This window comes from Pseudomonas sp. JL2 (genome assembly GCF_031570495.1).
Classification (GTDB): domain Bacteria; phylum Pseudomonadota; class Gammaproteobacteria; order Pseudomonadales; family Pseudomonadaceae; genus Aquipseudomonas; species Aquipseudomonas rhizophila.
Window position 1 is genome coordinate 14,294 of sequence record NZ_JAKUDH010000006.1, and the last position, 25,293, is coordinate 39,586.

Genomic DNA, 25,293 nt, shown 5'->3' on the forward strand with positions numbered 1-25,293 from the left:
TGAGAACTAGACCATCGCCAAGCGCTGCTTGCCTTCGGGCTGCGGGAATATCAAATCCAGCGCCGCCAGATCCTGGGGTGCGAGCTTCAGGTTGGCCGCTTCGGCGTTCAAGCGCACATGTTCGCTCTGAACGGCTTTGGGAATGGCAATGACATTGTCCTGACGCAACAGCCAGGCTAGGGCGATCTGCGCTGGGGTTGCGCCATGGCGTTCGGCGATCTGGCCCAAGGTGTGGTCCTTGAGCAGTTGCCCGCCCTGGCCGACCGGGCAGTAAGCCATGACTGGCATGCTTTGCTGTTGGCACCAGGGCAGCAGGTCGAATTCAATGCCACGCTCCTGCAGGTTGTACAGCACCTGGTTGGTGGCGCAGGCCGGTGAAGCCAGTTCTTCAAGGTCCGCGACATCAAAGTTCGACACGCCCCAGCGGCCGATCTTGCCTTCTTCGCGCAGGCGTTCGAACGCTTCGACGGTTTCTTCCAGCGGGTATTGCCCGCGCCAATGCAGCAGATAGAGATCGATGTAATCGGTGTCCAGTCGGCGCAAACTGCGTTCGCAGGCAAGCGCGATGCCTTTGCGGCTGGCATTGTGGGGATACACCTTGCTCACCAGGAAAACCTGGTCCCGCAGGCCGGTGATCGCTTCCCCAACGACCTCTTCGGCGCCGCCCTCGGCGTACATCTCCGCCGTGTCGATCAGCGTCATGCCCAATTCAATGCCCAGGCGCAGGGCCGCCACTTCCTTCTTGTGAAGCGACGCTTCTTCACCCATGCGCCAGGTGCCCTGGCCAATCACCGGTACGGCCTCGCCAGCCAGTTCCAGAGTCCTCATGTCTACCTCCTGTTTGCAGAACATCAGACGTGTGGCAGCAGGATAGACCAGGTGTTCAAGGTTGATCGTCCCCTCCGCCGTGGGAACGATCTTTTCGAAGGGCAGGATTTATTGTGCGGAGAACTTCAACACCATGGTCTGGGTGTAGGTCTGGCCGGGGTCAAGCCGGGTCGACGGGAAGTTCGGCTGGTTTGGCGAGTCGGGGTAGTGTTGGGTTTCCAGAGTGAACGCGCCCCAATGCGGATAGACCTTGCCGTGCTTGCCCTTGATCGTGCCGTCGAGGAAGTTGCTGGTATAGAACTGCACGCCAGGCTCGGTGGTGTAGAGCTCCAAGCGCCGTCCGGACTGTGGGTCGTAGACATCAGCGGCCAGTTTGCTCACGTCACCCTTGGCGTCAAGCGCCCAGTTGAAATCGAAACCGCCCTGTTTGGGTTCGGCGAATTTGAGCTGCGGGTGATCGGCCTTGATATGGGTGCCGATGGCGGTGGGCTTGGTGAAGTCCATCGGCGTACCGGCCACGGGGGCCAACTCACCGGTGGGGATAAGCTTGTCGGTCACCGGGGTGTAATGGGCGGCATGCAGGGTCGCGACCTGTTTGAGTATGTCGCCGTTACCGGCACCGGCGAGGTTGAAATAGCTGTGGTTGGTCAGGTTCAGCACCGTGGGTTTGTCGGTGGTGGCCTGGTACTCGATACGTAATTCGTTCTGTTCATTGAGGCTGTAGGTGACATCTGTTTTCAGTGCGCCTGGGAAACCCATCTCGCCATCCGCCGACAGGTAGGTCAGGGTCACGCCCACCGAGTCCTTGCCGTCATGGGGTTCGGCCTTCCAGACGCGCTTGTCGAAACCTTGCGGTCCGCCGTGCAGGGAGTTGCTCTTGTCGTTCTGCGGCACCTGGTAACGCTTGCCGTCCAACTCGAATGCGCCGCCAGCCAGGCGATTGCCGAAGCGGCCAATGGTTGCGCCGAAATACACATTGCCGTTCTTCTGGTAACCCTGCACATCGTCGAAGCCCAGCACAACATCGGCGGCCATACCGTTCTTGTCCGGCACGATCAGTGACTGGAGGATCCCGCCGTACGTGATGACAGTAGCCTCCATGCCGTGACTGTTGCGCAGGACGAATTTTTCCACCGCGGTACCGTCGCTGGTCTTGCCGAACGCTGCGCGTTCATTGCTCAGGCCGGCGGCCTGGGATGCAGAGGTGGCGATCATCAGAGACACTCCGAGAGCCGTGAGCAGATGTCTGGATTCAAGCATGGTGTGACCTTCCTTCCTGTCTTGTTGTTGTTTGGAACGCGGGTCGAGTCCGGTGTTTAGTCGGACAGCGATGAAGGTATATTTGGTTAGTAGTCTTTCTATTTGAAAGGCTAGAAGGGATTTATAGCCATTAATCGCGATTAATCAATTAAAAAGTCATACTAATTGAGCGGGGCGGATCTTCCCCATCTGTGTGGTTTTCCCTCGTCCATCGCACTTTTACGTTTTTTGCCGCTCTATCCATGGCCAGGAAGCGGCGACCCCCACCGCCTCCCCAAGCCCAGACCGAGACTCGATGGCCGGTGTTTTTCATTTCGTGATGGTGTCGCGACGTCGCTGTTCAGCGCTGTTGGTCGGCGTGTTGATGTTGCTTGGCGGCGGTTGCAGTCATCAGCAGGGGCAAGACATGGTCACTCAGTTCAGCAACACCAGGCCTCAGGAACTGCTGCAGACCAGCGTTGACCGCATGGCCACACTGGCGATGCATGACAACCTGCAAAGCCTCTATCTGCTGATGAACAAGCTTTATCTGCGCAACCCCGAAGAGTTGCGCAAGTCCGGATTTCTCGACGCCCGTGCCGCGGAAAAGCAGGTGCGCCTGGCCATCGAGCAGCAACAGCCGTTACCGACCCTTGGCGGCAAGAAGGACCTGGCCGCCCTGAGCTATGCCATGAGCCCTGAGTTCCTGGGGGATCGGGTGGGGGCGTTCATCTACGCCATTGGCAGCATGCTGGTCACGGCCCATGGCAATCGTCTCGAGTTCTACATGACCGACGCGATCGACCCGCGCTTTGTCAGCAACGCGGCGCGCAACATCGAAAAAGCCACTTGGATACTCAGCCAACGACTGGACAAAGACGGCAAACCGCTGCTGTTTTCCAATGAGATTTCGGAGGAGGGCAGCAATCTCAGCTTTGCCGTGGAGTTTGGAAAAATCGTTGCGCGCCTGGACCTGCTGACCCAAATGCTGGACGAGCGCTACCGGCGGATCGGTCTGAACTATGCCCAGAGCCTGCTCTTTCTTAACTTCCTGCCGGTTCAGTAACGTCAGAGGAAAAGGGAATAAAGATAGATCACATTGGTATAGGTGGTTATAAGAAAAATCGCTATGCTCGCGACCAGATTTTATTTCATGCGGTCGCGCTTAATGGATTTCGGTAATGTCGGTTTAGTCATAGCGGGCTTGGTTGTCGGTTTTATCGTCGGGATGACCGGCGTGGGCGGCGGTTCGCTGATGACCCCCATTCTGTTGTGGTTTGGTATCAACCCTGCAACCGCAGTGGGTACCGATCTGCTGTACGCGGCGATTACCAAGTCCGGCGGTGTATTGGTTCACGCCAAGAACCGCAACATCGATTGGGCCATCACCGGCTGGCTGACCTTGGGCAGTGTGCCGGCGGTAGGATTGACGCTGTGGTTTCTGAGCAGTCTGCACAGTTCGCCCGACGCCATGAACGCGATCATCAAGCAAGCCCTGGGTTTTGTGCTGTTCGCCACCGCCCTGGCGATTCTGTTCAAGAAACGCCTCCTGCAATTTGCCCATGATCGTGCGGGCGGCCACTACAATCCCACCGGCTCGCGGCTCAATGTACTCACCGTCGTCACTGGCCTGATATTGGGCGTCATGGTCGCACTGACCTCCATTGGCGCTGGCGCACTGGGCACTGTCGCACTGTTCATTCTCTATCCATTCCTGGTCACCAAGCGCCTGGTGGGCACTGAAATCGCCCACGCCGTACCGCTTACCCTGGTCGCTGGCCTGGGCCACGCCAGCATGGGCAACATGGACTGGCACATCCTGGGTTACCTGCTGGTCGGCTCGTTGCCGGGCATCTACCTGGGCAGTCACTTGTCGGGCCGCATTTCCGATGAGGTGCTGCGCCCATGCCTGGCAGTGATGCTGGCGATGATCGGTTTCAAGTTGGCGTTCTAACTAACCTGCGCACCAATCAATGTGGGAGCGAGCCTGCTCGCGATGAGGCCGGTACAGCAGAACATCTGCTGGATTGACTGTGCGCCATCGCGAGCAGGCTCGCTCCCACATAAGTTGTGCCCGACTCCTGTCACGAAATTGTTCATCTCCCACGCCACGGTTGCGCAATGACCCCTCTGGCCTAAGCTTCAAGGCAGGCAGGCGCGGTATTGGGCGACTGTCGCGGAACAATCGCCGCCATGCGCAATCAGTACAGCGTAGATATCAAAAGGAGAGGCGCATGTTCATTCGGTCGTTGACCTTCGCTACCTTGTTGGCCATTGCAGGTCCCTTGTTCGCCGCGGATGGCGACTCACCCTTGGCCGCGGACAAGGGCAAATCCCGCCCGTTGATTGTCATCGCGCCGAGCACCGTCGATCCTGCATGGGTCAGCCTGAAAAAAGCATTGGAGGAACCGGCCGGCAAACAGGGTTTTTCCGAGCGCAACCTGGTGCTTTACACCGTGCTCAACACGATGGGGCAGCGCGATGGCAAAGACCTGGACCCGCAAAGCACCATGGCGCTGATCCGTTCACTCAGGTTGGGGGCCGGTGCCCAGACCAAGATCATCCTGGTGGGCAAGGACGGAGAAAAGAAGCTTGAGCACTCAGGTGCGATTGAGCTGAAAGACATCTTCGACACCGTCGATAAACTGCCTCCAGCAGAAAAGGAAGCGGCGGCGCCAGCCCCGACTCCCGCGCCTGAAGCTGCGCCGGCCCAGGAAGGCAAGGGTGCCAAGGCAGGCAAGACGGGCAAACCGGTGACTGCGCCGAAGCCGCTGGAGGATTGATCGGGCAGGCTATGAGCTCCCTTTGTGGCGAGGGAGCAAGCTTCCTCGCCACAGTAATTTGCGTAGCCTATTGTTTCTCCAGCGCCGTCAGGATCTTGTGCGCGGCCTTCACCCGTTCCTCGATCGGATAGTTTTTGTTTGCCAGCATCACAATCCCCATATCCTTTCCAGGAACGAACGCCGCATAGGCACCAAAGCCACCGGTCGAGCCAGTCTTGTTGATCCAGCTGTCGGCCGGCGCAGGCAGGGGTGGGTTGAGCGGCTCCACTTTTTGTGGCATCAGGGCCATCTGCGGTGCATTGCCGGCCAATAGCGCGTCAAGCGTGACGGGGTAGGGGTAGAACTCCCAACCCAACCCCTGGGTCATGCCATTGGCCTTGTAGAACCCGGTATGCGTCGTAGCGATGGCCTGTCGCAGATCGGCGTCCAGCTTTTCAGGCCGCAGGTTAGCCTCGATGAAGCGGATCAGGTCCGATGAACTGGTTTTCACGCCATAGGCCTCGGCGTCCAGCGCTCCCGGTCCGACCCGCACTGGCTTGCCGTCCTTCGCGTAGCCTTGGGCGTAACGGCTCAATTGATCCTTGGGCACCCGTACATAACTGTGCTTGAGGCCTAATCCCGGCATCAGTGTCTGTTCCATCACCTCATCGAACGGTCGTTCCAGGCTGCGGGCCGCCAGGTAGCCGAACAGGCCGATGCTCGGGTTTGAATAGAGCCGCTGGGTACCGGCCGGATAGAGTGGTTTCCAGGTCTTGTAGTAACTGAACATCCGGTCCGGATGGTCCGCTTCGCCAGGAAACTGCAACGGCAGGCCACCCGGCGTGTAGGTGGCAAGGTTGAGCAGGCTGATGCCTTGCAGGGCGCTGCCGCTCAGCTCGGGGGCGAAGCGACCGGCCGGGTCCGACAGCGACAGCTTGCCTTGGGCCTGGGCGTAGGCACCGAGGGTGGCGGTGAAGGTCTTGCTGACCGAGCCGATTTCGAACAGCGTCTGGTCGGTCACCGCCCGCTTCGTGTCCTTGGAGGCCACCCCGTAATTGAAGTAATGACGTTCACCATTGTGAGTGATTGCCACGGCCATGCCGGCGATGTCCTGTTGTTTCATCAAGGGCTGGATCACGGCATTGACGGTGTCTTCAACGCGCTCCTGGGCAATGCCCGTTGTTGTGCCGCAGGCGATGAAAAAAGCGCCCGTAAGTATCGATTTGGCAATGTGCATGTCTGACCGTTCTCCATGAGTCCTGAGGGTGCCAGCCGCTCTGCCAGCAGCTTTGGGGGCACCCAATCTAGGGAGTTTTCCGATGTCCGGCAATCGGGATCCTTGCAGTTCGAACCGGGTTCCGAGTCATCTGACCGGGTTGCAAGAGACTTCCTACGAAAATCTTTAGCGTCCTGGCCTTCGACAGCCCATGGCAAACCACACAAACCACTGGTCGCCGGGTAAACTTGCGCTCTTTCTAAAGGAGTCCACATGAGTTACTACCAGCCCGGCATTCTCGCCACCCCTGTTCCGCCTCAGGCCCGTCACTTGTTTTTTGCCCTGGAATCGGTCGAGGCGCTGCCGGCTGCGATCGATAAGCTTTTGTTGCAAGTCGATGATCGAGTAGTGATCGGCCTGGGCGAGTCGCTGGTCCAGGCGCTGGGTGCGCAGGTCGAAGGCCTGCGGGCGTTTCCGGCCCTGGCCGGCGTGGGCGTGGACAACCCTTCGACCCAGCACGCGCTGTGGTGCTGGCTACACGGCGAAGACCGTGGCGAGCTGCTGCACCGCAGCCGTGCCATCGAGGCCGCTCTGGCCCCGGCGTTGCGCCTGGTGCAGATGAACGAAACTTTCCGTCATATGACCGGCCATGACCTGACCGGTTATGAAGACGGCACTGAGAACCCTCACGATGAAGCGGCCATCGCCGCTGCCCTGGCTCAAGGTGTCGATGGAGTGCGCGGTGGCAGTTTTGCGGCGATCCAGCAGTGGCAACACGATCTGGATGGTTTCGCCGCCATGCAACCCCATGAGCGCGACAACATCATGGGCCGGCGCCTGAGCGACAACGAGGAAATCGACGATGCCCCGGAGTCGGCCCACGTCAAACGCACCGCCCAGGAAAGCTTCGCCCCGGAAGCCTTCGTCGTACGCCGTTCCATGCCGTGGATTGAAGGGGATCGCGCAGGCCTGATGTTCCTGGCGTTCGGTTTCTCCCTCGACGCTTTCGAGGCTCAACTGCGGCGCATGAGCGGCCTGGAGGACGGTATCACCGACGGCCTGTATCGCATGAGCCGGCCGATCACGGGGGGCTACTACTGGTGCCCGCCGTTGCTGGATGGACGTCTGGATCTGCGGGCTTTGGCTCGCTGAGCCAAGCGCAAGCACAACGGCTTGTGCAAAAGCGCAGCGTGAACGCTATTCTTGGGCCGGACGTCTATCCGTGCAATGGGGAGAGCAAACGTGGATAAGGTCATCGTTATCACCGGTGGCGGCCGCGGGATCGGGGCGGCCACGGCGCTGTTGGCTGCCGACCTGGGCTATCGGATCTGCATCAATTACCAGTCCGATGAAGGCGCCGCGCAGGATGTGCTCGGACAGGTCCGGGCCAAGGGTGCCCAGGCGATTGCCGTGCGGGCGGATGTCAGCATCGAAGACGAAGTGGTCGCGCTGTTCGACCGTGTGGACGCTGAGTTGGGTCGCGTCACCGCTTTGGTGAACAACGCCGGCACGGTCGCCCACAAGTCCCGACTCGACGAAATGTCCGAGTTCCGCATTCTCAAGATCATGAAGACCAACGTGCTGGGGCCAATCCTCTGCGCCAAGCACGCGGTGCTGCGCATGTCGCCCAGGCATGGCGGGCAAGGTGGCAGTATTGTGAACGTCTCCTCGGTGGCCGCCCGCCTGGGCGCGCCGGGCGAGTATGTCGACTACGCGGCCTCCAAAGGCGCGCTGGACACGTTCACCATTGGCCTGTCCAAGGAAGTCGCTGGAGAAGGTATCCGCGTCAATGCGGTTCGCCCAGGTTATATCTACACCGATTTTCATGCCCTCAGCGGCGACCCGGACCGGGTCAGCAAGCTGGAGTCGGCAATCCCCATGGCCCGTGGCGGCCGTCCCGATGAAGTGGCTGAAGCGATTATCTGGTTGCTGTCGGACAAGGCTTCGTATGCGACCGGGACATTTGTGGATTTGGGGGGCGGGCGCTGAGCTTTGAAATATCAGTTGTCTGTTCTGCCGCCATCGCGAGCAGGCTCGCTCCCACAGTGGGTTTGCGGCGAGACGAATCTCTCAGCTACACAGCAGATCTCATGTGGGAGCGAGCCTGCTCGCGATGGGGCAATAACAGACAACCCCATATCAAAACGACCGAATAATCCGTCCCAACGTTTCCATGGCCTTCTCCGACACTTCGGTCCACGGGCTGCCGTAGTTCAAACGGATGCAATTGCCGAAACGCCGGGTCGGTGAAAAGATCGGCCCAGGAGCGATGCTGATGCCTTGGGCCAAGGCCATCTGGAACAGTTTCAGCGAGTCCATCTGCTCCGGCAGTTCCAGCCACAGGAAATACCCACCCGCCGGCTGGCTGACGCGGGTCTGTGCGGGGAAGTAGCGGGCGATGGCGGCGAGCATGGCGCTTTGCTGTTCTTCCAGGGCGTAGCGCAGTTTGCGCAGATGACGATCATAACCACCGTGTTGCAGGTAATCGGCGATGGCCGCCTGGGCCGGCATCGAGGCGCACAGTGACGTCATGAGTTTGAGCCGTTCGATCTTCTGTGCGTAACGCCCGGCGGCGACCCAGCCGATGCGATAGCCCGGCGCCAGGCTCTTGGCGAACGAACCGCAATGCATCACCAGCCCTTCGGTGTCGAACGCCTTGGCCGGCTTGGGTGCCTGCTGGCCGTAATAGAGTTCTGCATACACGTCGTCCTCGATCAGCGGCACCTGATGACGGCGTAGCAACTCCACCAACGCCTGTTTTCTTCCCTCGGGCATGGTAGCGCCCATGGGGTTCTGGAAACTGGTCATGCACCAGCATGCTTTGATCGGGTGGCGCTCCAGCGTCTGCTCCAATACATCCAGATCGATGCCGTCGCGTGGGTGCACCGGAATTTCCACTGCCTTGAGCTTGAGCCGCTCCAGCACTTGCAGGCTGGCGTAGAACGCTGGCGCCTCGATGGCCACCAGGTCGCCGGGCTCGGTGACGGCTTGCAGGCACAGGTTCAAGGCTTCCAGGGCGCCATTGGTGACCAGCAGTTCTTCCATGGGCAGCATCAGCCCGCCGACCATGTAGCGCAGGGCGATCTGTCGGCGCAATTGCGGATTGCCCGGTGACATGTCCGTGACCACCATTCGGGGGTCCATATCCCGCGTTGCGCTGGACAGCGAGCGGGACAGTCGTTGCAGGGGAAACAGGGTCGGGCTGGGGAACGCCGAGCCGAACGGTACGGTGGCTGGATCCTTGATCGAGTCCAGCACCGAAAACACCAGCTCGCTGACGTCGACTTCGGTGCTGTCGTGCACCTGGGTGCTGATCACCGGCTCGGCGAACGGATTCGGTGCATGGGCGTTGACGAAGTAGCCGGAGCGCGGACGAGCCCGGATCAGGCCACGACGCTCCAGCAGGTAGTAGGCCTGGAACACCGTGGACGGGCTGACGCCGTAGGTCTGGCTGGCATAACGCACCGATGGCACACGCTGCCCTGGGCCCAGCACGCCGGAGCGGATCAGCTCAGCGATGTCGTCGGCGAATTTCTCGTAGCGTTTCATAGCGGGCCCGCTCTTGAACAATTCAGGGGGTAACGCACGGCTTGCGCAGTTACCTGTGGGAGCGAGCCTGCTCGCGATGGGGCCGGTACATTCAATGTTGATATTGTTTGACCGTCCGCCATCGCGAGCAGGCTCGCTCCCACAAAGGTTCGGCATCTTAAGCCTCAACGATTTATCGGCGCCACAAAGCGGCTCGTGGCCTCACTGAAAGTCCCAGGCTCGTCACTGTCGGCCACCTTGAAGACCATTTCCCGGGAGCCGCTACGGGGCCGTTCGCTGAGCATTGCCACCGACACCGGTACGTCGAGGATTTCCCCCGGCGCCAGGCTCAGTTGCGTTTTGCCCTGCAGGACAAAACCTTCGGCGTCCGCCAGGGACAGCTGATAATCCTGGCGCTGCTGGGTCTTGTTGATGATTTTCAGGCTGTAGATGTTCTCGATCTGGCCCAGGCTGTTTTCGCGGAACAGCCCACGGTCCTTGGTCACGTCCAGCGACACCATGGGGCGTTCTGCCAGCGCCACGGCCAAGGCCCCGATCATCACCAGCAGCACGGCGGTATAGCCAATCAACCGCGGTCGCAGCAGGCGAGTCCTGCCACCTTGCAACTGATGTTCAGAGGTGTACTTGATCAGGCCACGGGCATAACCCATCTTGTCCATGATCGAATCGCAGGCATCGATGCAGGCGGCGCACCCGATGCACTCCATTTGCAGGCCGTCGCGAATGTCGATGCCGGTGGGGCAGACCTGCACGCACATCTGGCAATCGATGCAATCGCCCAAACCCACATTGGCCGGGTTCACTTCGCGCTTGCGCGGGCCCCGGATTTCGCCACGTGCGGTGTCATAGGAAATGGTCAGGGTGTCTTTATCGAACATCACGCTCTGAAACCGTGCATAGGGGCACATGTGCATGCACACCGCTTCACGCAGCCAGCCGGCGTTGAGGTAGGTGGCGCCGGTAAAGAACAGCACCCAGAACAGACTGACACCGGCCATTTGCAGGGTCAGAAGTTCTTCGGCCAGCGGGCGGATCGGCGTGAAATAACCGACAAAGGTCAAGCCGGTGAGCAGGCTGATTGCCAGCCACAACGTATGTTTGGCTGAGCGACGCAGCAGCTTGTTCAAGGTCCAGGGCGCCGCCTGCAGCTTGATCCGCTGGTGCCGTTCGCCTTCGGTGATTTTCTCGCACCACATGAAAATCCAGGTCCAGGAACTCTGCGGGCAGGTGTAGCCGCACCACACCCGACCGGCAAATACGGTGATCGCGAACAGGCCGAAGGCGGCGATGATCAGCAGTGCCGACAGCAGGATGAAATCCTGGGGCCAGAAGGTCGCGCCAAAAATGTGGAATTTGCTTTCGGCGAGGTCCCAGAGCACCGCCTGGCGGTCGCCCCAGTTCAGCCATACAGTGCCGAAAAACAGCAGAAACAGAAGCCCTGCACCGCTGATGCGCAAGGTGCGGAATAAGCCGGTGAAGCTGCGGGTGTGGATCAGGTTATCGGTGGTCCGGGCCTTTATCTTCGTCGGCGCGGGTTCGAAGTGCTGTATCAACTGGACGGGGATTCTTTCGCTCATGGTCGGTCGCTCCTCAGCCTGTAACTGGCCGGCGCACTATGACCATCGAACTGTTTTCATAACAGACTCAGGTATCACGATAAAAACCGGATCAGATGCCGTGAGGCCCTGGCCCTGCGACACTTTGATGCATCCAGATCAGGCGAACAGATCTCGTTGGCGAAGACCGCAGTGGGAGCAAGGCTTGCTCCCACGCAGCCTCTTTGCACAGAGGACGATTTTCTTCAATCAAAGGGACAAAGGGATTCAGATCACCGAATCGCTATCAGTCGCCTTGAGGTTCTCACGCCCATCGACCGCCCCGGCCACGGTCAGGGCATCGGCTTGCGCCTCGGTGATGTACACCCGGCCACCGTTGAGATCCACCGCCGACATGGCTTTTTCCGCATCAGTGATAACGGTCAACTCGCTGGCGGGTCGCTGTTCGTTGAACTCTTCGGTGTCGAAAGTGCAGATGTGGTTGCTATCGATATTGAAACTCATGGTTAGGTTTCCTTCTGGATGTCCTGAACGTTAGGCGTCGGCCCGCAGCCGCGGTTCGTTGCGTCTGATCAGCGGTCGAGCGCACCTCTGGCCTGGCTTGCGGTCCATCGTTTATCGACCGGAAAGAGGACCGTTCATGGACGCCTGGTGGCATGAAGTCTGGATAACCCTGCAATCGGAATTCGCCGATATCACCGATGCGCAGCAGATGACGCGGGTAACCGTACGCCTGCTGATGGCTGCGTTGTTGGGCGGCATCCTGGGTTTTGAGCGTGAACACAAGGGCAAGGCCGCCGGGGTCCGGACCCATATGCTGGTGGCCTTGGGGGCGGCGCTGTTTGTGCTGGTGCCGCAGATGTCCGGCTCCGAGGCTGACGCCATGAGCCGTGTGGTGCAGGGTGTTATCGCCGGCATCGGTTTCCTGGGCGCGGGCACTATCCTCAAGGGCAACGATAGTGACGAAAGCCACGTAAAAGGCCTGACCACTGCCGCCGGCCTGTGGATGACCGCCGCCATCGGCGTCGCCGCCGGGCTGGGGCGCGAGTCCACGGCAGTGCTCAGTACGGTATTGGCGTTGGCGATCTTCAGCGTAATGCCACTGATTGTCCGGGCGCTGGAGAAGGAGGAAAAGCCGTGACCGCGATCTCCAGCCAGAACACATAATCCTGTGTGGAGCGAGCAAGCCCGCTCCCACAGGTTTTTTGTTATCCACTAGGCTGTTGGTTCAAACCCGCTCCGGCGCCTCGCTCGGCGGGTCGCCCAGAGGAGGCTGGGGATCAAGCGGCGGGTCTTTTTCCGGGATCGGTTCCGGCTCGGGGCCGGGTGGCGGCAGGGTGGGGTCGTCAATGTTGGGGTCGGGTGTTTCAGCCGGGATGGGAATATTCATCAGGACGGGTCTCCGTGACGCACATGGCTTGAGTCGTGCTTAACCTTGTTGACCACCCTGCGCCTGGTTTGATCCCGCTGCCATCGGGGCAAATCACTCTGAACTTTTAACCGTCGGTTCGGTTCGGAGTTTAAGTGAGTTTTTTCAGGGATCCATCCTTTCAAGGACTACTGGGCCTTTACCGCCACAACGTCCATGGGGCGTAAAAGGAGCGATGCTCGATGACTGCTGAACAACACCCGACTGACCTGTCGTACAACCCGCATTTGCCATTGTCCCAGGCCCTGTTACTGCCGCGTATTGCCATTGAAAGCACCATGCCGGTCATCGAAGGCGGGCAATTCGCCGCCAAGGCCGTGGCCGGGCAGGACGTGACGGTGACCAGCAAAGTCTTCGCCGACGGTCATGACAAATTGGCCGTGCATATCCTTTGGCGCGCGCTGAAGGATGAGTCGTGGAACAGCGCGGTCATGACCGAGCTGGGCAATAACGGCTGGCTAGGCCAGTTCAATGTGCCCGAGCAGGGCTTCTATGTGTTCCGCATCGAGGCCTGGATCGACCAGTTCGCCAGTTTCCGCTACGAGCTGGAGAAAAAGTTCGCGGCCGGCGTGCCCATCAGCCTGGAATTGCAGGAAGGACGCAATCAGGTGCATATGGCGGCCGAGCGCAGCGAAGGTGAGCTGAGGGAGCAATTGACCGCGTTGCACCATGAGCTTTCCGGCCTGTTGCCAGCTGAGCAGGTGGCATTGTTCCTGGCACCCCGCAGTGCCGGTCTCATGTCCCAGGCCGATCATCGCCCCTATTTGAGTATCAGCCCGCAATACCCTCTGGACGTCGAACGCAAGTTGGCCGAGTTCGCCAGTTGGTACGAGCTTTTTCCCCGCTCGATCACCGATGATCCCAAGCGTCATGGCACCTTCAATGACGTGCATTCGCGTCTGGCGGTGATCCAGGACATGGGGTTCGATGTGCTGTACTTCCCGCCGATCCACCCCATCGGTCGCAGCTTTCGCAAGGGCCCGAACAACTCCCTCACCGCCGGTCCCGACGATCCGGGCAGCCCTTATGCCATCGGGAGCGAGGAGGGCGGTCACGAAGCGATTCACCCGCAGTTGGGCTCGCGCGAGGATTTTCGGCGTCTGGTGGCCGCGGCGGCCGACCATGGCCTGGAGATCGCGTTGGACTTTGCTATCCAGTGTTCCCAGGACCACCCGTGGCTCAAGCAGCATCCGGGCTGGTTCAGCTGGCGGCCGGACGGCACGATCAAATATGCGGAAAACCCGCCGAAGAAATACCAGGACATCGTCAACGTCGATTTCTACGCCGCGGATGCGATTCCCAGCCTGTGGCTGGAGCTGCGGGACGTGGTAGTGGGGTGGGTCAATGAAGGCGTGAAGATCTTCCGTGTCGACAATCCCCACACCAAGCCGTTGCCGTTCTGGCAGTGGTTGATTGCCGATGTGCGGGCCCAGCACCCTGAAGTGATGTTCCTCGCCGAAGCCTTCACCACGCCGGCCATGATGGCGCGCCTGGGCAAGGTCGGTTATTCCCAGAGCTACACCTATTTCACCTGGCGCAATACCAAGACCGAACTGGCGACGTATTTCACCGAGCTCAACGAATCTCCGTTACGCGAGTGCTACCGGCCGAACTTTTTCGTCAACACGCCGGACATCAACCCGGCGTTTCTCCATGAGTCGGGGCGCGCCGGGTTTCTGATCCGCGCGGCCCTGGCGACCATGGGCTCGGGCCTGTGGGGCATGTACTCGGGGTTTGAATTGTGCGAATCGGCGCCAGTGCCGGGCAAGGAGGAATACCTCGACTCGGAGAAGTATGAGATCCGCCCCCGGGACTTCACCGCGCCGGGCAACATCATTGCCGAAATCGCCCAGCTCAACCGCATCCGCCGGCAAAACCCGGCGCTGCATACGCACTTGGGCCTGACGATCTACAACGCCTGGAACGACAACATCCTGTACTTCGGCAAACGCACCGCCGATGGCAGCAATTTCATTCTGGTGGCAGTGAGTCTCGACCCGCATACCCCGCAGGAAGCCAATTTCGAGTTGCCGCTGTGGGAGATGGGGCTGCCGGACGATGCCCAGACCCAGGGCGAGGATTTGATGAGCGGGCATCGTTGGACGTGGTATGGCAAGTACCAGTTCATGCGTATCGACCCGGCCTACCAACCGTTCGGGATATGGCGGATCAGCGTGGCGTAAGGCTGTGGGAGCAAGGCTTGCCCGCGATGAAGTTGACGCGCTCTTCAGGGGAATCGAGGCGCCTGCATCGCGAGCAAGCTTTGCTCCCACAAAGTGAGGATAAATCCCCTCGCCACAAAAGGCCCCACGACACAAAAAGACCTCACAAGCCTGTTTCAGCGGCTTTACAGAATTTCTCAGGAGTTGCAAATGGCGAAGAAACCCCGGTCTGCCACCTTTATCAAAGACCCGCTCTGGTACAAGGACGCGGTGATTTATCAGGTCCACGTCAAATCCTATTTCGATTCCAATAACGACGGGATCGGTGACTTTCCCGGATTGATCGAAAAGCTCGACTACATCGCCGATCTGGGCGTCAACACGATCTGGCTGCTGCCGTTCTATCCTTCGCCCAGGCGCGATGATGGCTACGACATCGCCGAGTACCGAGGTGTCAGCCCCGACTACGGCACCATGGCCGATGCGCGGCGTTTCATCGCCGAAGCCCACAAGCGTAATCTGCGGGTGATCACCGAGCTGGTCATCAACCACACCTCCGACCAGCATCCATGGTTCCAGCGCGCGCGCAAAGCCAAGCCGGGTTCGAAGGCGCGGGATTTCTACGTCTGGTCCGACGACGACCACAAGTACGATGGCACGCGGATCATTTTCCTCGACACCGAGAAATCCAACTGGACTTGGGATCCGGTAGCCGGCCAATACTTCTGGCACCGTTTCTATTCCCACCAGCCGGACCTCAACTTCGATAACCCCCAAGTGATCAAAGCCGTACTGTCGGTGATGCGCTACTGGCTGGACATGGGCATCGACGGCCTGCGCCTGGACGCGATCCCGTACCTGATCGAGCGCGACGGCACCAACAACGAGAACCTGCCCGAGACCCACGACGTCCTCAAGCAGATCCGCGCCGAGATCGATGCCAATTACCCCGACCGTATGCTGTTGGCCGAGGCCAACCAGTGGCCGGAAGACACCCAGCTGTACTTCGGCGATGTCGACGCCCAGGGTTTGAACGGTGACGAATGCCACATGGCATTCCACTTCCCGCTGATGCCGCGCATGTACATGGCGCTGGCCCAGGAAGACCGCTTCCCCATCACCGACATTCTCCGCCAGACCCCGGAAATTCCGGCCAATTGCCAGTGGGCGATTTTCCTGCGCAACCACGATGAGTTGACCCTGGAGATGGTCACCGACAAGGAGCGCGACTACCTGTGGAATTACTACGCGGCCGACCGTCGGGCGCGGATCAACCTGGGGATTCGTCGACGTCTGGCGCCGCTGATGGAGCGCGACCGCCGCCGTGTCGAGTTGCTCAACAGCCTGCTGCTGTCGATGCCCGGCACGCCGACCTTGTACTACGGCGATGAAATCGGCATGGGCGACAACATCTACCTGGGCGACCGCGACGGCGTGCGCACGCCGATGCAGTGGTCGATCGACCGCAACGGCGGTTTCTCCCGCGCCGACCCGGCCAGCCTGGTGCTGCCGCCAATCATGGACCCGCAATACGGCTACCAGTCGGTCAACGTCGAGACCCAGGCCGGCGACCCTCATTCATTGCTGAACTGGACCCGGCGGATGCTGGCGGTGCGCAAGCAGTCCAAGGCCTTTGGCCGTGGCACGCTGAAGATGCTGTCACCGAGCAACCGCCGGATCCTGGCTTATACCCGCGAATACACCGGCCCGGATGGCAAGCACGAAATCATCCTGTGCGTGGCCAACGTGTCCCGTAGCGCCCAGGCCGCCGAACTGGACCTGTCGGCCTATGCCGGGATGGTCCCGGTGGAAATGCTGGGGGGCAATGCCTTCCCGCCCATCGGCCAGCTGAATTTCCTGCTGACCTTGCCGCCGTACGGCTTCTACTGGTTTGCCCTGGCAACAGAAAACCAGATGCCAAGCTGGCATGTGGAGCCGGCCCAGAGCCTGCCGGACTTCACCACCCTGGTGCTGAAGAAACGCCTGGAAGAGCTGCTCGAAGCACCGTCGCGCACCACGCTGGAGCAGACTATCCTGCCGAGTTGGCTGCAAAATCGTCGCTGGTTTGCCGGCAAAGACAGCGTGATCGAGAAGGTCAATATTGTCTATGGCGTGCGTTTCGGCGATCCGCAGCACCCGGTGCTGCTCAGCGAAATCGACGTCACCAGCGCTGGCCAGACACTGCGTTACCAACTGCCCTTCGGTCTGCTGGCCGAAGACCAGGTGGGCGCGGCGTTGCCACAGCAATTGGCGCTGTCTCGGGTTCGCCGGGTCCGTCAGGTCGGTTTGATTACCGATGCGTTCAGCCTGGAAAGTTTCGTGCGGGCGGTTCTGCAAAGCATGCAGGCCAATACGGTGCTGCCTTGCAGCGAAGGCGAGCTGCGGTTTGAACCCACCGAAGGCCTGGCCCCATTGAACCTGGGAGACGAGCCGGAGGTGCGTTACCTGTCTGCCGAGCAGTCCAACAGTTCGGTGGTGGTGGGCGGCAGTCTGGTGCTCAAACTGATCCGCAAAGTGGCGTCGGGCGTACACCCGGAGCTGGAAATGAGTGCCTACCTGACAGCCGCAGGTTTCAGCAATATTTCGCCGCTGCTCGGTTCGGTGATTCGCCGTGACACCGAGGGCGAAGATGCGCTGCTGATGATCGCCCAAGGCTACCTGAGCAATCAGGGCGACGCCTGGGAATGGACCCAGAACAACCTCGAACGCGCCCTGCGTGATGAGCTGGCCGATGCCGTGTCCGAGCAGGAACAGCACTACAACGCCTTGGGCGAACTCAAGGACTTCGCCGGCATGCTCGGCCAGCGCCTGGGGGAAATGCACGAGGTACTGGCTCAGGCCACCGATGACCCGGACTTCGCGCCCCAGGCCACCAACGCCAAGGAGGCCCAGGCCATCGGCAAGGATGTGGCCGCGCAGGTTGAGAACGCCTTGCGCCTGCTCAAGCAGAACCAGGGCCAATTGAACCCGGCGGACCAGGCCTTGGTCGCCCGCTTGCTGGAACACAAGAAGACCGTTCTGGCGCACATCCAGGAACTGGCCGGCAAGGCTGTCGGTGGCTTGCGCATCCGCGTCCACGGCGACCTGCACCTGGGGCAGGTACTGGTGATCAAGGGCGACGCCTACCTGATCGACTTCGAGGGCGAGCCGGCACGACCCCTGCATGAGCGCCGCGGCAAGCACAGCCCGTACAAGGACGTCAGCGGCGTGCTGCGCTCCTTCGATTACGCAGCCGCCATGGCGATCCACCTGAACACCGTCGACAGCACCGCCGACGCCGACGCGGCGCGGCAACGGGTGGCTGATCGTTATTTGAAAGAGGCCCGTCAGGCATTTGTTGAGGCATATCGGCTGGCGGCAGCTAGTCTTGCCCATGAGTGGAAGGATGCTGAAGGCGAAGACGCCGCACTGGCGTTGTTCGGCCTGGAGAAGGCGGCCTATGAAGTGGCCTATGAAGCCGAGAATCGCCCCGCCTGGCTGCCCGTGCCATTGCACGGTCTGTACGGGTTATTGAGCGGGCTGAAACCCTTTTCCGACTTAGCCGGACCGATTTAGTGGAGAGAATCATGAGTGTCTCGAACAAAGAACCACAGGGGCAGGCCAAAGAGTCGTTGCTGCCGTCCCCCCATGACATCGACGCGCTGGTGCGCGCAGAACATCAGGACCCGTTTTCAATCCTTGGCCCTCACGGCGATGGTGCCGGCGGACAGTTCATCCGGGCGTATCTGCCCGGTGCCTTGAGCGTGCAAGTGCTCGCTCGCGATGGCGGCGACGTTCTGGGTGATTTGCAGCTCAGCGAAACCCCGGGGCTGTTTGTCGGCCATTTCGACCGCGCCCAACCCTACCTGTTGCGCACCCGCTGGGCCGGCGGTGAGCAGGTGGCCGAAGACCCCTACAGCTTCGGGCCACTGCTGGGGGAAATGGACCTTTATCTGTTTGCCGAAGGCAATCATCGCGACCTCAGTTCCTGTCTGGGGGCGCAGTTGACCACTGTCGATGGCGTCGACGGCGTGCGCTTTGCTGTATGGGCACCGAATGCGCGGCGAGTCTCGGTGGTGGGCGATTTCAACGTCTGGGACGGGCGCCGGCATCCAATGCGCATCCGTTATCCGTCCGGGGTGTGGGAGTTGTTCATCCCGCGGCTTGGCGCGGGCGAGGGTTACAAATATGAAATCCTCGGCGCCCACGGCATTTTGCCGCTCAAGGCTGACCCGGTGGCATTGGCCACTCAAATGCCGCCGGATACCGCTTCCAAGGTCGCCGCGCCGCTGAAAATCGAGTGGCAGGATGGGCAATGGATGCAAGATCGTCGCGAGCGGCAGTTGCCTGGCGCACCGCTGTCGATCTACGAATTGCACGCCGGCTCCTGGCAGTGCGAAATCGACGAGGCGGGAGAAGTTGCCCGGCAATACACCTGGCACGAAATGGCCGAACGGCTGATTCCGTACGTCAAGGACCTGGGGTTCACCCACATCGAGCTGATGCCGATCATGGAGCATCCGTTCGGGGGGTCCTGGGGTTACCAGCCGCTTTCACAGTTTGCCCCGACGGCGCGTTTCGGCTCGCCGGACGATTTCGCGGCGTTCGTCAATGCCTGTCACCAGGCCGACATCGGCGTGATTCTCGATTGGGTGCCGGCGCATTTCCCCACCGATACCCACGGTCTGGCCCAGTTCGACGGCACCGCGCTGTACGAATACGGCAACCCGCTGGAAGGCTTTCACCAGGATTGGGACACCCTGATCTACAACCTGGGACGCACCGAAGTCCATGGTTTCATGCTCGCTTCGGCGCTGCATTGGTTAAAGCATTTCCACATCGACGGCCTGCGTGTGGATGCCGTCGCCTCGATGTTGTATCGCGACTATTCACGCAAGGCCGGCGAATGGGTGCCCAATCGCCACGGTGGACGGGAGAACCTGGAAGCCATCGACTTCCTGCGGCACCTCAATGACGTGGTGGCGCTGGAAACCCCCGGTGCGTTGGTTATCGCCGAGGAGTCCACCGCCTGGCCCGGCGTCAGTCAGAGCACGCAACAGGGCGGCCTGGGTTTCGCCTATAAGTGGAACATGGGCTGGATGCACGATTCGCTGCATTACATCCAGCAGGACCCTGTGTACCGCGCTCACCATCACAACGAACTGAGTTTCGGCCTGATGTATGCGTGGTCCGAGCGCTTTGTCCTGCCGATCTCCCATGACGAAGTGGTGCATGGCAAGCGCTCGCTGATCGACAAGATGCCGGGCGATCGCTGGCAGAAATTCGCCAACTTGCGCGCCTACCTGAGTTTCATGTGGGGCCATCCCGGCAAGAAGCTTCTGTTCATGGGCTGCGAGTTCGGCCAATGGCGCGAGTGGAACCACGACCAGCAGCTGGACTGGTACCTGTTGCAATACCCGGAGCACCGTGGGGTGCAGAAGCTGGTGAGCGACCTGAACCGTCTCTATCGCGAAGAGCCGGCGCTGCACGATCAGGACGACGCGCCTCAGGGGTTCCAGTGGCTGATTGGTGATGATGCGGTGAACAGCGTCTACGCCTGGTTGCGTTGGAGCAAGGAAGGTCGACCGGTGCTGGTGGTTGCCAACTTCACGCCCGTGCCGCGCGCGGCATACCGCATCGGCGTGCCGTTCGCCGGGCGCTGGGTGGAATTGCTCAACAGTGACGCCGACACCTATGCCGGTTCCAACTACGGTAACAGCGGCGGTGCCTTCACCGAAGAAGTGCCCAGCCATGGCCAGGCGCTTTCGCTGGAACTCAACTTGCCGCCATTGGCGGTGTTGATTCTGCGGCCGGAGGGTTAGGAGCAGCTCCTATCATGCACTAACCCTGTGGGAGCGAGCCTGCTCGCGATGCGGTTGCGATGTTGGATGTGCCGCCTTCATCGCGAGCAGGCTCGCTCCCACCTGGATAGGTGCTCGGCCAGAAGGTTCGTTCAGCGCACCAGGCACGGCTGCTTGTTGTTGAACGTCCAGCCCGGAATCAGATACTGCATTGCGACCGCATCATTACGTGCGCCAAGCCCCATCCCTTTGTACAGTTCATGAGCCTTGGCCAATTGGTCGGTGTCCAGCTCGATCCCCAGTCCCGGTTTTTTTGGCACCTGTACGCAGCCACCCTGGATCTGCAACGGAGCCTTGGTCAGCCGCTGCCCATCCTGCCAGATCCAGTGCGTGTCGATCGCCGTGATGTCACCCGGTGCGGCCGCCGCTACATGGGTGAACATCGCCAGGGAAATGTCGAAGTGGTTGTTGGAGTGCGAGCCCCAGGTCAGACCCCATTCGTTGCACATCTGCGCCACTCGAACCGAACCTTGCATGGTCCAGAAGTGTGGGTCGGCCAGGGGAATGTCCACCGACTGCAAGGTGATGGCATGGCCCATTTCGCGCCAATCGGTGGCGATCATGTTAGTGGCGGTTTTAAGACCGGTGGCGCGGCGGAACTCGGCCATCACCTCACGGCCCGAATAACCGTTCTCGGCACCGCAAGGATCTTCGGCGTATGCCAGGACCTTGTGCTGGTCCCGGCAGAGGCGGATGGCCTCCTTGAGTGACCAGGCGCCGTTCGGGTCCAGGGTGATACGTGCCTGAGGGAAGCGTTCGGCCAGGGCGGTGACGGCTTCGATTTCTTCGTCGCCCTTGAGCACGCCGCCCTTGAGCTTGAAGTCCTGGAAGCCGTAACGCGAATGAGCGGCTTCGGCCAGGCGCACCACGGCGTCGGCGTCCAGGGCTTTTTCGTGGCGTACGCGGAACCAGTCGTTGTCGGCGTCCGGCTCGCTGCGGTAGGGCAGGTCAGTTTGCTGGCGATCACCCACATAAAACAGATAACCGAGCATTTTCACTTCATCACGCTGCTGGCCTTCGCCGAGCAGGGCGGCTACCGGTACATCCAGGTGCTGGCCCAGCAGGTCCAGCAACGCCGCTTCCAGGCCGGTGACCGCGTGAATGGTGATGCGCAGGTCGAACGTCTGCAAGCCACGACCACCGGCATCCCGGTCGGCAAAGGCTTGGCGTACGGTGTTGAGAATCTTCTGATAGGTGCCGATGGGGCTGCCGACCACCAGCGAGCGGGCGTCTTCGAGGGTCTGGCGAATGCGCTCGCCGCCGGGCACTTCGCCCACGCCGGTGTGGCCGGCGTTGTCTTTGAGAATGACGATGTTGCGGGTAAAGAACGGGCCATGGGCGCCACTGAGATTCAGCAGCATGCCGTCATGACCGGCCACCGGCACGACCTGCATGCTGGTGATGATGGGGGCTTTGGTGGCTTCTTGGGTCTGCATGTTTTTCCCACTCGTTGTTTTTATGCGGGGCATCGCAGGAAGGCGATGTTGATAGACATCATACAACTTGATTTTTTTATCTTACAAGGGAGGCTGGTCGGTTTTTTTGGATGGTTTGCCTTAAAAAACTCGGAAACACCTTTATTTGCTGGATTTTTTAGCAAGGAAAAGAAACATGGGGAAGATCAGTTTAGCGCTGGCGGAACCGTTCGATGACTGAGATGATTGCACTTGTCATACAAGCTAAGGGGCGTGGAGTTTTTACCTCACGACCCGCCTGCTCCGTTTCGAGGACCCACGGCCCATGCACCCAGACATCGAGGCAACGCCGCGCAAACGCACCCACAACCTGGCCCATGACCTGGTGGCGAAGCTGAGCCAGAGCATTTTGCTGGGGCAGTTGAAACCGGGGGAAAAACTGCCGTCGGAAGGTGCCATTGTGCAGGCCCATGGTGTCAGCCGCACGGTAGTGCGCGAGGCGATATCCAAACTGCAGGCCTCGGGGCTGGTGGAAACTCGCCACGGCATCGGCACCTTTGTGCTGGAGCAGACCGGTGAGCCGGGCCTGAGGCTCAATGTCGACACCGCCGCAGGTGTGCGGGGGATTCTGGAGCTGCGCCTGGGCCTGGAAACTCAGGCAGCGGCCCTGGCGGCCTTACGGCGCAACGAACGCCAACTGCAGCAGATGCGCCAGGCCCTGGATGATTACCAGCGGTTGCTCAGCAATAACGACAGTTGCGTCGACGCCGACCGGCGCTTTCATTTGCTCATCGCTGAAGCCACGGACAACACCTGTTTTGTCGAAATCATGCAGCACCTGGGCGGTGCGATGATTCCCCGAACCCGGGTGAACGTGGTCGAACGGGGTCAAGCGGACCTGGGGAAACTGGCGCAGTTGGCTAATCTGGAGCACGAGGCCATTTTCAATGCCATCAAGCGCCAGGACCCGGACGCCGCCCGCGCCGCCATGTGGCTGCACCTGACCAACAGTCGCGACCGGTTTGGCGCGGGGGCCTGAAGGCTCATCGTCGCCTGGCCCACCGCCATCGCGAGCAGGCTCGCTCCCACAGTGGATCGGGGGTGTTGTTCGATTTTGTGCTTAAAACCCACTCCCGTTGGGGGAGCGGGCTTGCTCGCGAATGGGCCGGCACATTCAGCCTCGATGCAAGCTGACCCACCGCCATCGCGAGCAGGCTCGCTCCCACAGTGGAGCGGTGGTGTTCTTCGATTTTGTGCTTAAAACCCAATCCCTTTGTGGGAGCGGGCTTGCTCGCGAATGGGCCGGCACATTCAGCATCGATGCAAGCTGACCCACCGCCATCGCGAGCAGGCTCGCTCCCACAGTGGACCGGTGGTGTTCTTCGATTTTGTGCTTAAAACCCAATCCCTTTGTGGGAGCGGGCTTGCTCGCGAATGGGCCGGCACATTCAGCATCGATGCAAGCTGACCCACCGCCATCGCGAGCAGGCTCGCTCCCACAGTGGACCGGTGGTGTTCTTCGATTTTGTGCTTAAAACCCAATCCCTTTGTGGGAGCGGGCTTGCTCGCGAATGGGCCGGCACATTCAGCATCGATGCAAGCTGACCCACCGCCATCGCGAGCAGGCTCGCTCCCACAGTGGACCGGTGGTGTTCTTCGATTTTGTGCTTAAAACCCAATCCCTTTGTGGGAGCGGGCTTGCTCGCGAATGGGCCGGCACATTCAGCATCGATGCAAGCTGACCCACCGCCATCGCGAGCAGGCTCGCTCCCACAGTGGACCGGTGGTGTTCTTCGATTTTGTGCTTAAAACCCAATCCCTTTGTGGGAGCGGGCTTGCTCGCGAATGGGCCGGCACATTCAGCATCGATGCAAGCTGACCCACCGCCATCGCGAGCAGGCTCGCTCCCACAGTGGATCGGTGGTGGACGCCAGTCTTGTAATCGCCCGAGATCCCTGTGGGAGCGAGCCTGCTCGCGATGAGGCCGCCAGATCATGCTCAAAACCAGCAGACAAAAAAAACCGGCGCAACCCAGGTTGCGCCGGTGTGTTGCCAGTGGATGTGCGGATGTTCGTGGGTCCGCGCATTCACTGTCGGGCTCTTTGCCGGTTACGCTCGTTCCAGCGCCAAGGCCACGCCTTGACCGCCGCCGATGCACAGCGTGGCGAGGCCTTTCTTGGCGTCGCGCTTGATCATTTCATGGAGCAGCGACACCAGCACTCGGCAACCCGAAGCACCGATCGGGTGGCCCAGGGCGATGGCACCGCCATTGACGTTGACCTTCTCCATGTCCCATTTCAGCTCTCTGGCCACGGCCAGTGACTGGGCGGCGAAGGCTTCGTTGGCTTCGATCAGGTCCAGTTGCTCCAAAGACCAGCCGGCCTTGTCCAGGCAGCGGCGGGTAGCCGACACCGGGCCGATGCCCATGATTGCCGGGTCTACCCCCGCATTGGCATAGGCGCTGATTTTCGCCAGTACCGGCAAGCCCAGTGCCTTGGCTTTTTCCGCGCTCATCAGCAGCACGGCGGCGGCGCCATCGTTCAGCGACGAGGCATTGCCGGCGGTAACGCTGCCGTCCTTCTTGAACGCCGGCTTGAGCTTGCCCAAGGATTCGGCGGTGGTGCCGGCCCGGGGTTGTTCGTCGGTGGCGAAGGCCACAGGATCGCCTTTGCGCTGGGGAATCAGGATCGGCGTGATCTCATCGGCAAACCGGCCACCTTCAATCGCCGCCACGGCCTTCTGCTGGGAAGCGGCGGCAAAGGCGTCCTGTTCCTCGCGGCTGATCTCGTACTTGTCCACCAGGTTTTCGGCGGTGATGCCCATGTGGTAATCGTTGAACGCATCCCACAGACCATCGGTAATCATGCTATCGATCATCTGCGCATGGCCCATGCGCAGGCCAGTGCGGGCAGCCGGCAGCACGTACGGGGCCAGGCTCATGTTTTCCATGCCGCCGGCAATGATCACCTCGGCATCGCCACAGCGGATCGCCTGGGCACCCAGGTGCAAGGCCTTGAGCCCCGAGCCGCAGACCTTGTTCAGGGTCAGCGCCGGCACCGCGTGGGGCAGGCCAGCGAAAATCGACGCCTGGCGGGCCGGGTTCTGCCCGCTGCCTGCGGTCAACACCTGGCCGAGGATTACCTCATCGACCTGCTCACCCGAAAGCCCCGTCTGTTCCAGTAACCGACGAATCACCGCGGCACCGAGTTGCGGTGCGGGAATGGAGGCCAGCGAACCCTGGAAACTGCCAATGGCGGTACGGGTGGCGGCGACAATCACGACTTCTTGCATCGAATT

At 60.7% G+C, this 25,293-nt stretch carries 20 protein-coding genes; 11 read left to right on the top strand and 9 right to left on the bottom strand.

Going from position 1 to position 25,293, the window contains the following annotated elements; genetic code table 11:
* Window positions 1-6: 6 nt before the first annotated feature.
* Both MKS85_RS10525 and MKS85_RS10530 read right to left on the bottom strand, forming a co-directional pair.
* Window positions 7-828, bottom strand: a complete 822-nt coding sequence (locus MKS85_RS10525) for an aldo/keto reductase (protein WP_188251026.1) — start codon at window positions 826-828, stop codon at window positions 7-9.
* A gap of 108 nt (window positions 829-936) precedes the next feature.
* Complete coding sequence (locus MKS85_RS10530; RefSeq protein WP_160894140.1) at window positions 937-2,088, bottom strand: aldose epimerase family protein; 1,152 nt, start codon at window positions 2,086-2,088, stop codon at window positions 937-939.
* A gap of 319 nt (window positions 2,089-2,407) precedes the next feature.
* Between MKS85_RS10530 and MKS85_RS10535 the strand changes: the two genes are divergently transcribed.
* The 3 genes from MKS85_RS10535 (at window position 2,408) to MKS85_RS10545 (ending at window position 4,850) form a co-directional block, all read left to right on the top strand.
* The gene (locus MKS85_RS10535) at window positions 2,408-3,133 is read left to right on the top strand and encodes a hypothetical protein (protein WP_370695203.1); all 726 of its coding nucleotides are present in this window, start codon (window positions 2,408-2,410) and stop codon (window positions 3,131-3,133) included.
* 102 nt (window positions 3,134-3,235) lie between these two features.
* Window positions 3,236-4,021: a sulfite exporter TauE/SafE family protein gene (locus MKS85_RS10540; RefSeq protein ID WP_047227884.1), complete on the top strand. Its 786-nt coding sequence runs from the start codon at window positions 3,236-3,238 to the stop codon at window positions 4,019-4,021.
* 280 nt (window positions 4,022-4,301) lie between these two features.
* Window positions 4,302-4,850 carry a DUF4174 domain-containing protein gene (locus MKS85_RS10545; RefSeq protein ID WP_188251027.1) on the top strand — a complete coding sequence of 183 codons (549 nt, stop codon included), beginning with the start codon at window positions 4,302-4,304 and terminating at the stop codon, window positions 4,848-4,850.
* 67 nt (window positions 4,851-4,917) lie between these two features.
* Here MKS85_RS10545 and ampC read toward each other — a convergent pair whose 3' ends face one another.
* Window positions 4,918-6,066, bottom strand: coding sequence for a class C beta-lactamase (gene ampC, locus MKS85_RS10550; RefSeq protein WP_188251028.1), 1,149 nt, complete (start codon window positions 6,064-6,066; stop codon window positions 4,918-4,920).
* A 252-nt stretch (window positions 6,067-6,318) separates the two neighbouring features.
* On the opposite strand from ampC, the gene MKS85_RS10555 reads away from it, so the two are divergent.
* Entirely contained in the window at window positions 6,319-7,197 is an 879-nt protein-coding gene (locus MKS85_RS10555) for a Dyp-type peroxidase (RefSeq protein WP_139049627.1), read from the top strand.
* 90 nt (window positions 7,198-7,287) lie between these two features.
* Window positions 7,288-8,034 carry an SDR family oxidoreductase gene (locus tag MKS85_RS10560; RefSeq protein WP_076384007.1) on the top strand — a complete coding sequence of 249 codons (747 nt, stop codon included), beginning with the start codon at window positions 7,288-7,290 and terminating at the stop codon, window positions 8,032-8,034.
* Between the two features lie 150 nt (window positions 8,035-8,184).
* Here the strand turns inward: MKS85_RS10560 and mapR are convergent, their stop codons facing one another.
* The 3 genes from mapR to MKS85_RS10575 all read right to left on the bottom strand — a co-directional run bounded on the left by mapR (window position 8,185) and on the right by MKS85_RS10575 (window position 11,654).
* A complete protein-coding gene (gene mapR / locus MKS85_RS10565) occupies window positions 8,185-9,594 on the bottom strand; it encodes a GntR family transcriptional regulator MpaR (RefSeq protein WP_188251029.1) in 1,410 nt (469 codons plus the stop codon).
* A gap of 164 nt (window positions 9,595-9,758) precedes the next feature.
* Window positions 9,759-11,171, bottom strand: coding sequence for a cytochrome c oxidase accessory protein CcoG (gene ccoG / locus MKS85_RS10570; RefSeq protein ID WP_047227770.1), 1,413 nt, complete (start codon window positions 11,169-11,171; stop codon window positions 9,759-9,761).
* Window positions 11,172-11,417: 246 nt separating this feature from the next.
* The gene (locus MKS85_RS10575) at window positions 11,418-11,654 is read right to left on the bottom strand and encodes a DUF3203 family protein (protein ID WP_139049628.1); all 237 of its coding nucleotides are present in this window, start codon (window positions 11,652-11,654) and stop codon (window positions 11,418-11,420) included.
* A 136-nt stretch (window positions 11,655-11,790) separates the two neighbouring features.
* Here MKS85_RS10575 and MKS85_RS10580 point away from each other — a divergent pair, with 136 nt between their 5' ends.
* The gene (locus tag MKS85_RS10580; protein WP_076384010.1) at window positions 11,791-12,291 is read left to right on the top strand and encodes an MgtC/SapB family protein; all 501 of its coding nucleotides are present in this window, start codon (window positions 11,791-11,793) and stop codon (window positions 12,289-12,291) included.
* 87 nt (window positions 12,292-12,378) lie between these two features.
* Here the strand turns inward: MKS85_RS10580 and MKS85_RS10585 are convergent, their stop codons facing one another.
* Complete coding sequence (locus tag MKS85_RS10585; RefSeq protein WP_172833790.1) at window positions 12,379-12,540, bottom strand: hypothetical protein; 162 nt, start codon at window positions 12,538-12,540, stop codon at window positions 12,379-12,381.
* Between the two features lie 221 nt (window positions 12,541-12,761).
* On the opposite strand from MKS85_RS10585, the gene MKS85_RS10590 reads away from it, so the two are divergent.
* The 3 genes from MKS85_RS10590 to glgB all read left to right on the top strand — a co-directional run bounded on the left by MKS85_RS10590 (window position 12,762) and on the right by glgB (window position 20,542).
* Entirely contained in the window at window positions 12,762-14,762 is a 2,001-nt protein-coding gene (locus MKS85_RS10590; protein WP_188251030.1) for an alpha-1,4-glucan--maltose-1-phosphate maltosyltransferase, read from the top strand.
* A gap of 189 nt (window positions 14,763-14,951) precedes the next feature.
* Entirely contained in the window at window positions 14,952-18,296 is a 3,345-nt protein-coding gene (treS, locus tag MKS85_RS10595) for a maltose alpha-D-glucosyltransferase (protein ID WP_188251031.1), read from the top strand.
* 11 nt (window positions 18,297-18,307) lie between these two features.
* Window positions 18,308-20,542, top strand: coding sequence for a 1,4-alpha-glucan branching protein GlgB (gene glgB / locus MKS85_RS10600; protein WP_139049630.1), 2,235 nt, complete (start codon window positions 18,308-18,310; stop codon window positions 20,540-20,542).
* A 131-nt stretch (window positions 20,543-20,673) separates the two neighbouring features.
* On the opposite strand, the gene gudD is transcribed toward glgB, so the two are convergent.
* Entirely contained in the window at window positions 20,674-22,017 is a 1,344-nt protein-coding gene (gudD, locus tag MKS85_RS10605; protein WP_139049631.1) for a glucarate dehydratase, read from the bottom strand.
* Window positions 22,018-22,062: 45 nt separating this feature from the next.
* On the opposite strand from gudD, the gene MKS85_RS10610 reads away from it, so the two are divergent.
* Both MKS85_RS10610 and MKS85_RS10615 read left to right on the top strand, forming a co-directional pair.
* Window positions 22,063-22,233 carry a hypothetical protein gene (locus tag MKS85_RS10610; protein WP_188251032.1) on the top strand — a complete coding sequence of 57 codons (171 nt, stop codon included), beginning with the start codon at window positions 22,063-22,065 and terminating at the stop codon, window positions 22,231-22,233.
* A gap of 88 nt (window positions 22,234-22,321) precedes the next feature.
* Complete coding sequence (locus MKS85_RS10615) at window positions 22,322-23,035, top strand: FadR/GntR family transcriptional regulator (RefSeq protein WP_188251033.1); 714 nt, start codon at window positions 22,322-22,324, stop codon at window positions 23,033-23,035.
* 1,070 nt (window positions 23,036-24,105) lie between these two features.
* Here the strand turns inward: MKS85_RS10615 and MKS85_RS10620 are convergent.
* Window positions 24,106-25,287, bottom strand: coding sequence for an acetyl-CoA C-acetyltransferase (locus MKS85_RS10620; protein ID WP_188251034.1), 1,182 nt, complete (start codon window positions 25,285-25,287; stop codon window positions 24,106-24,108).
* Window positions 25,288-25,293: the final 6 nt, after the last annotated feature.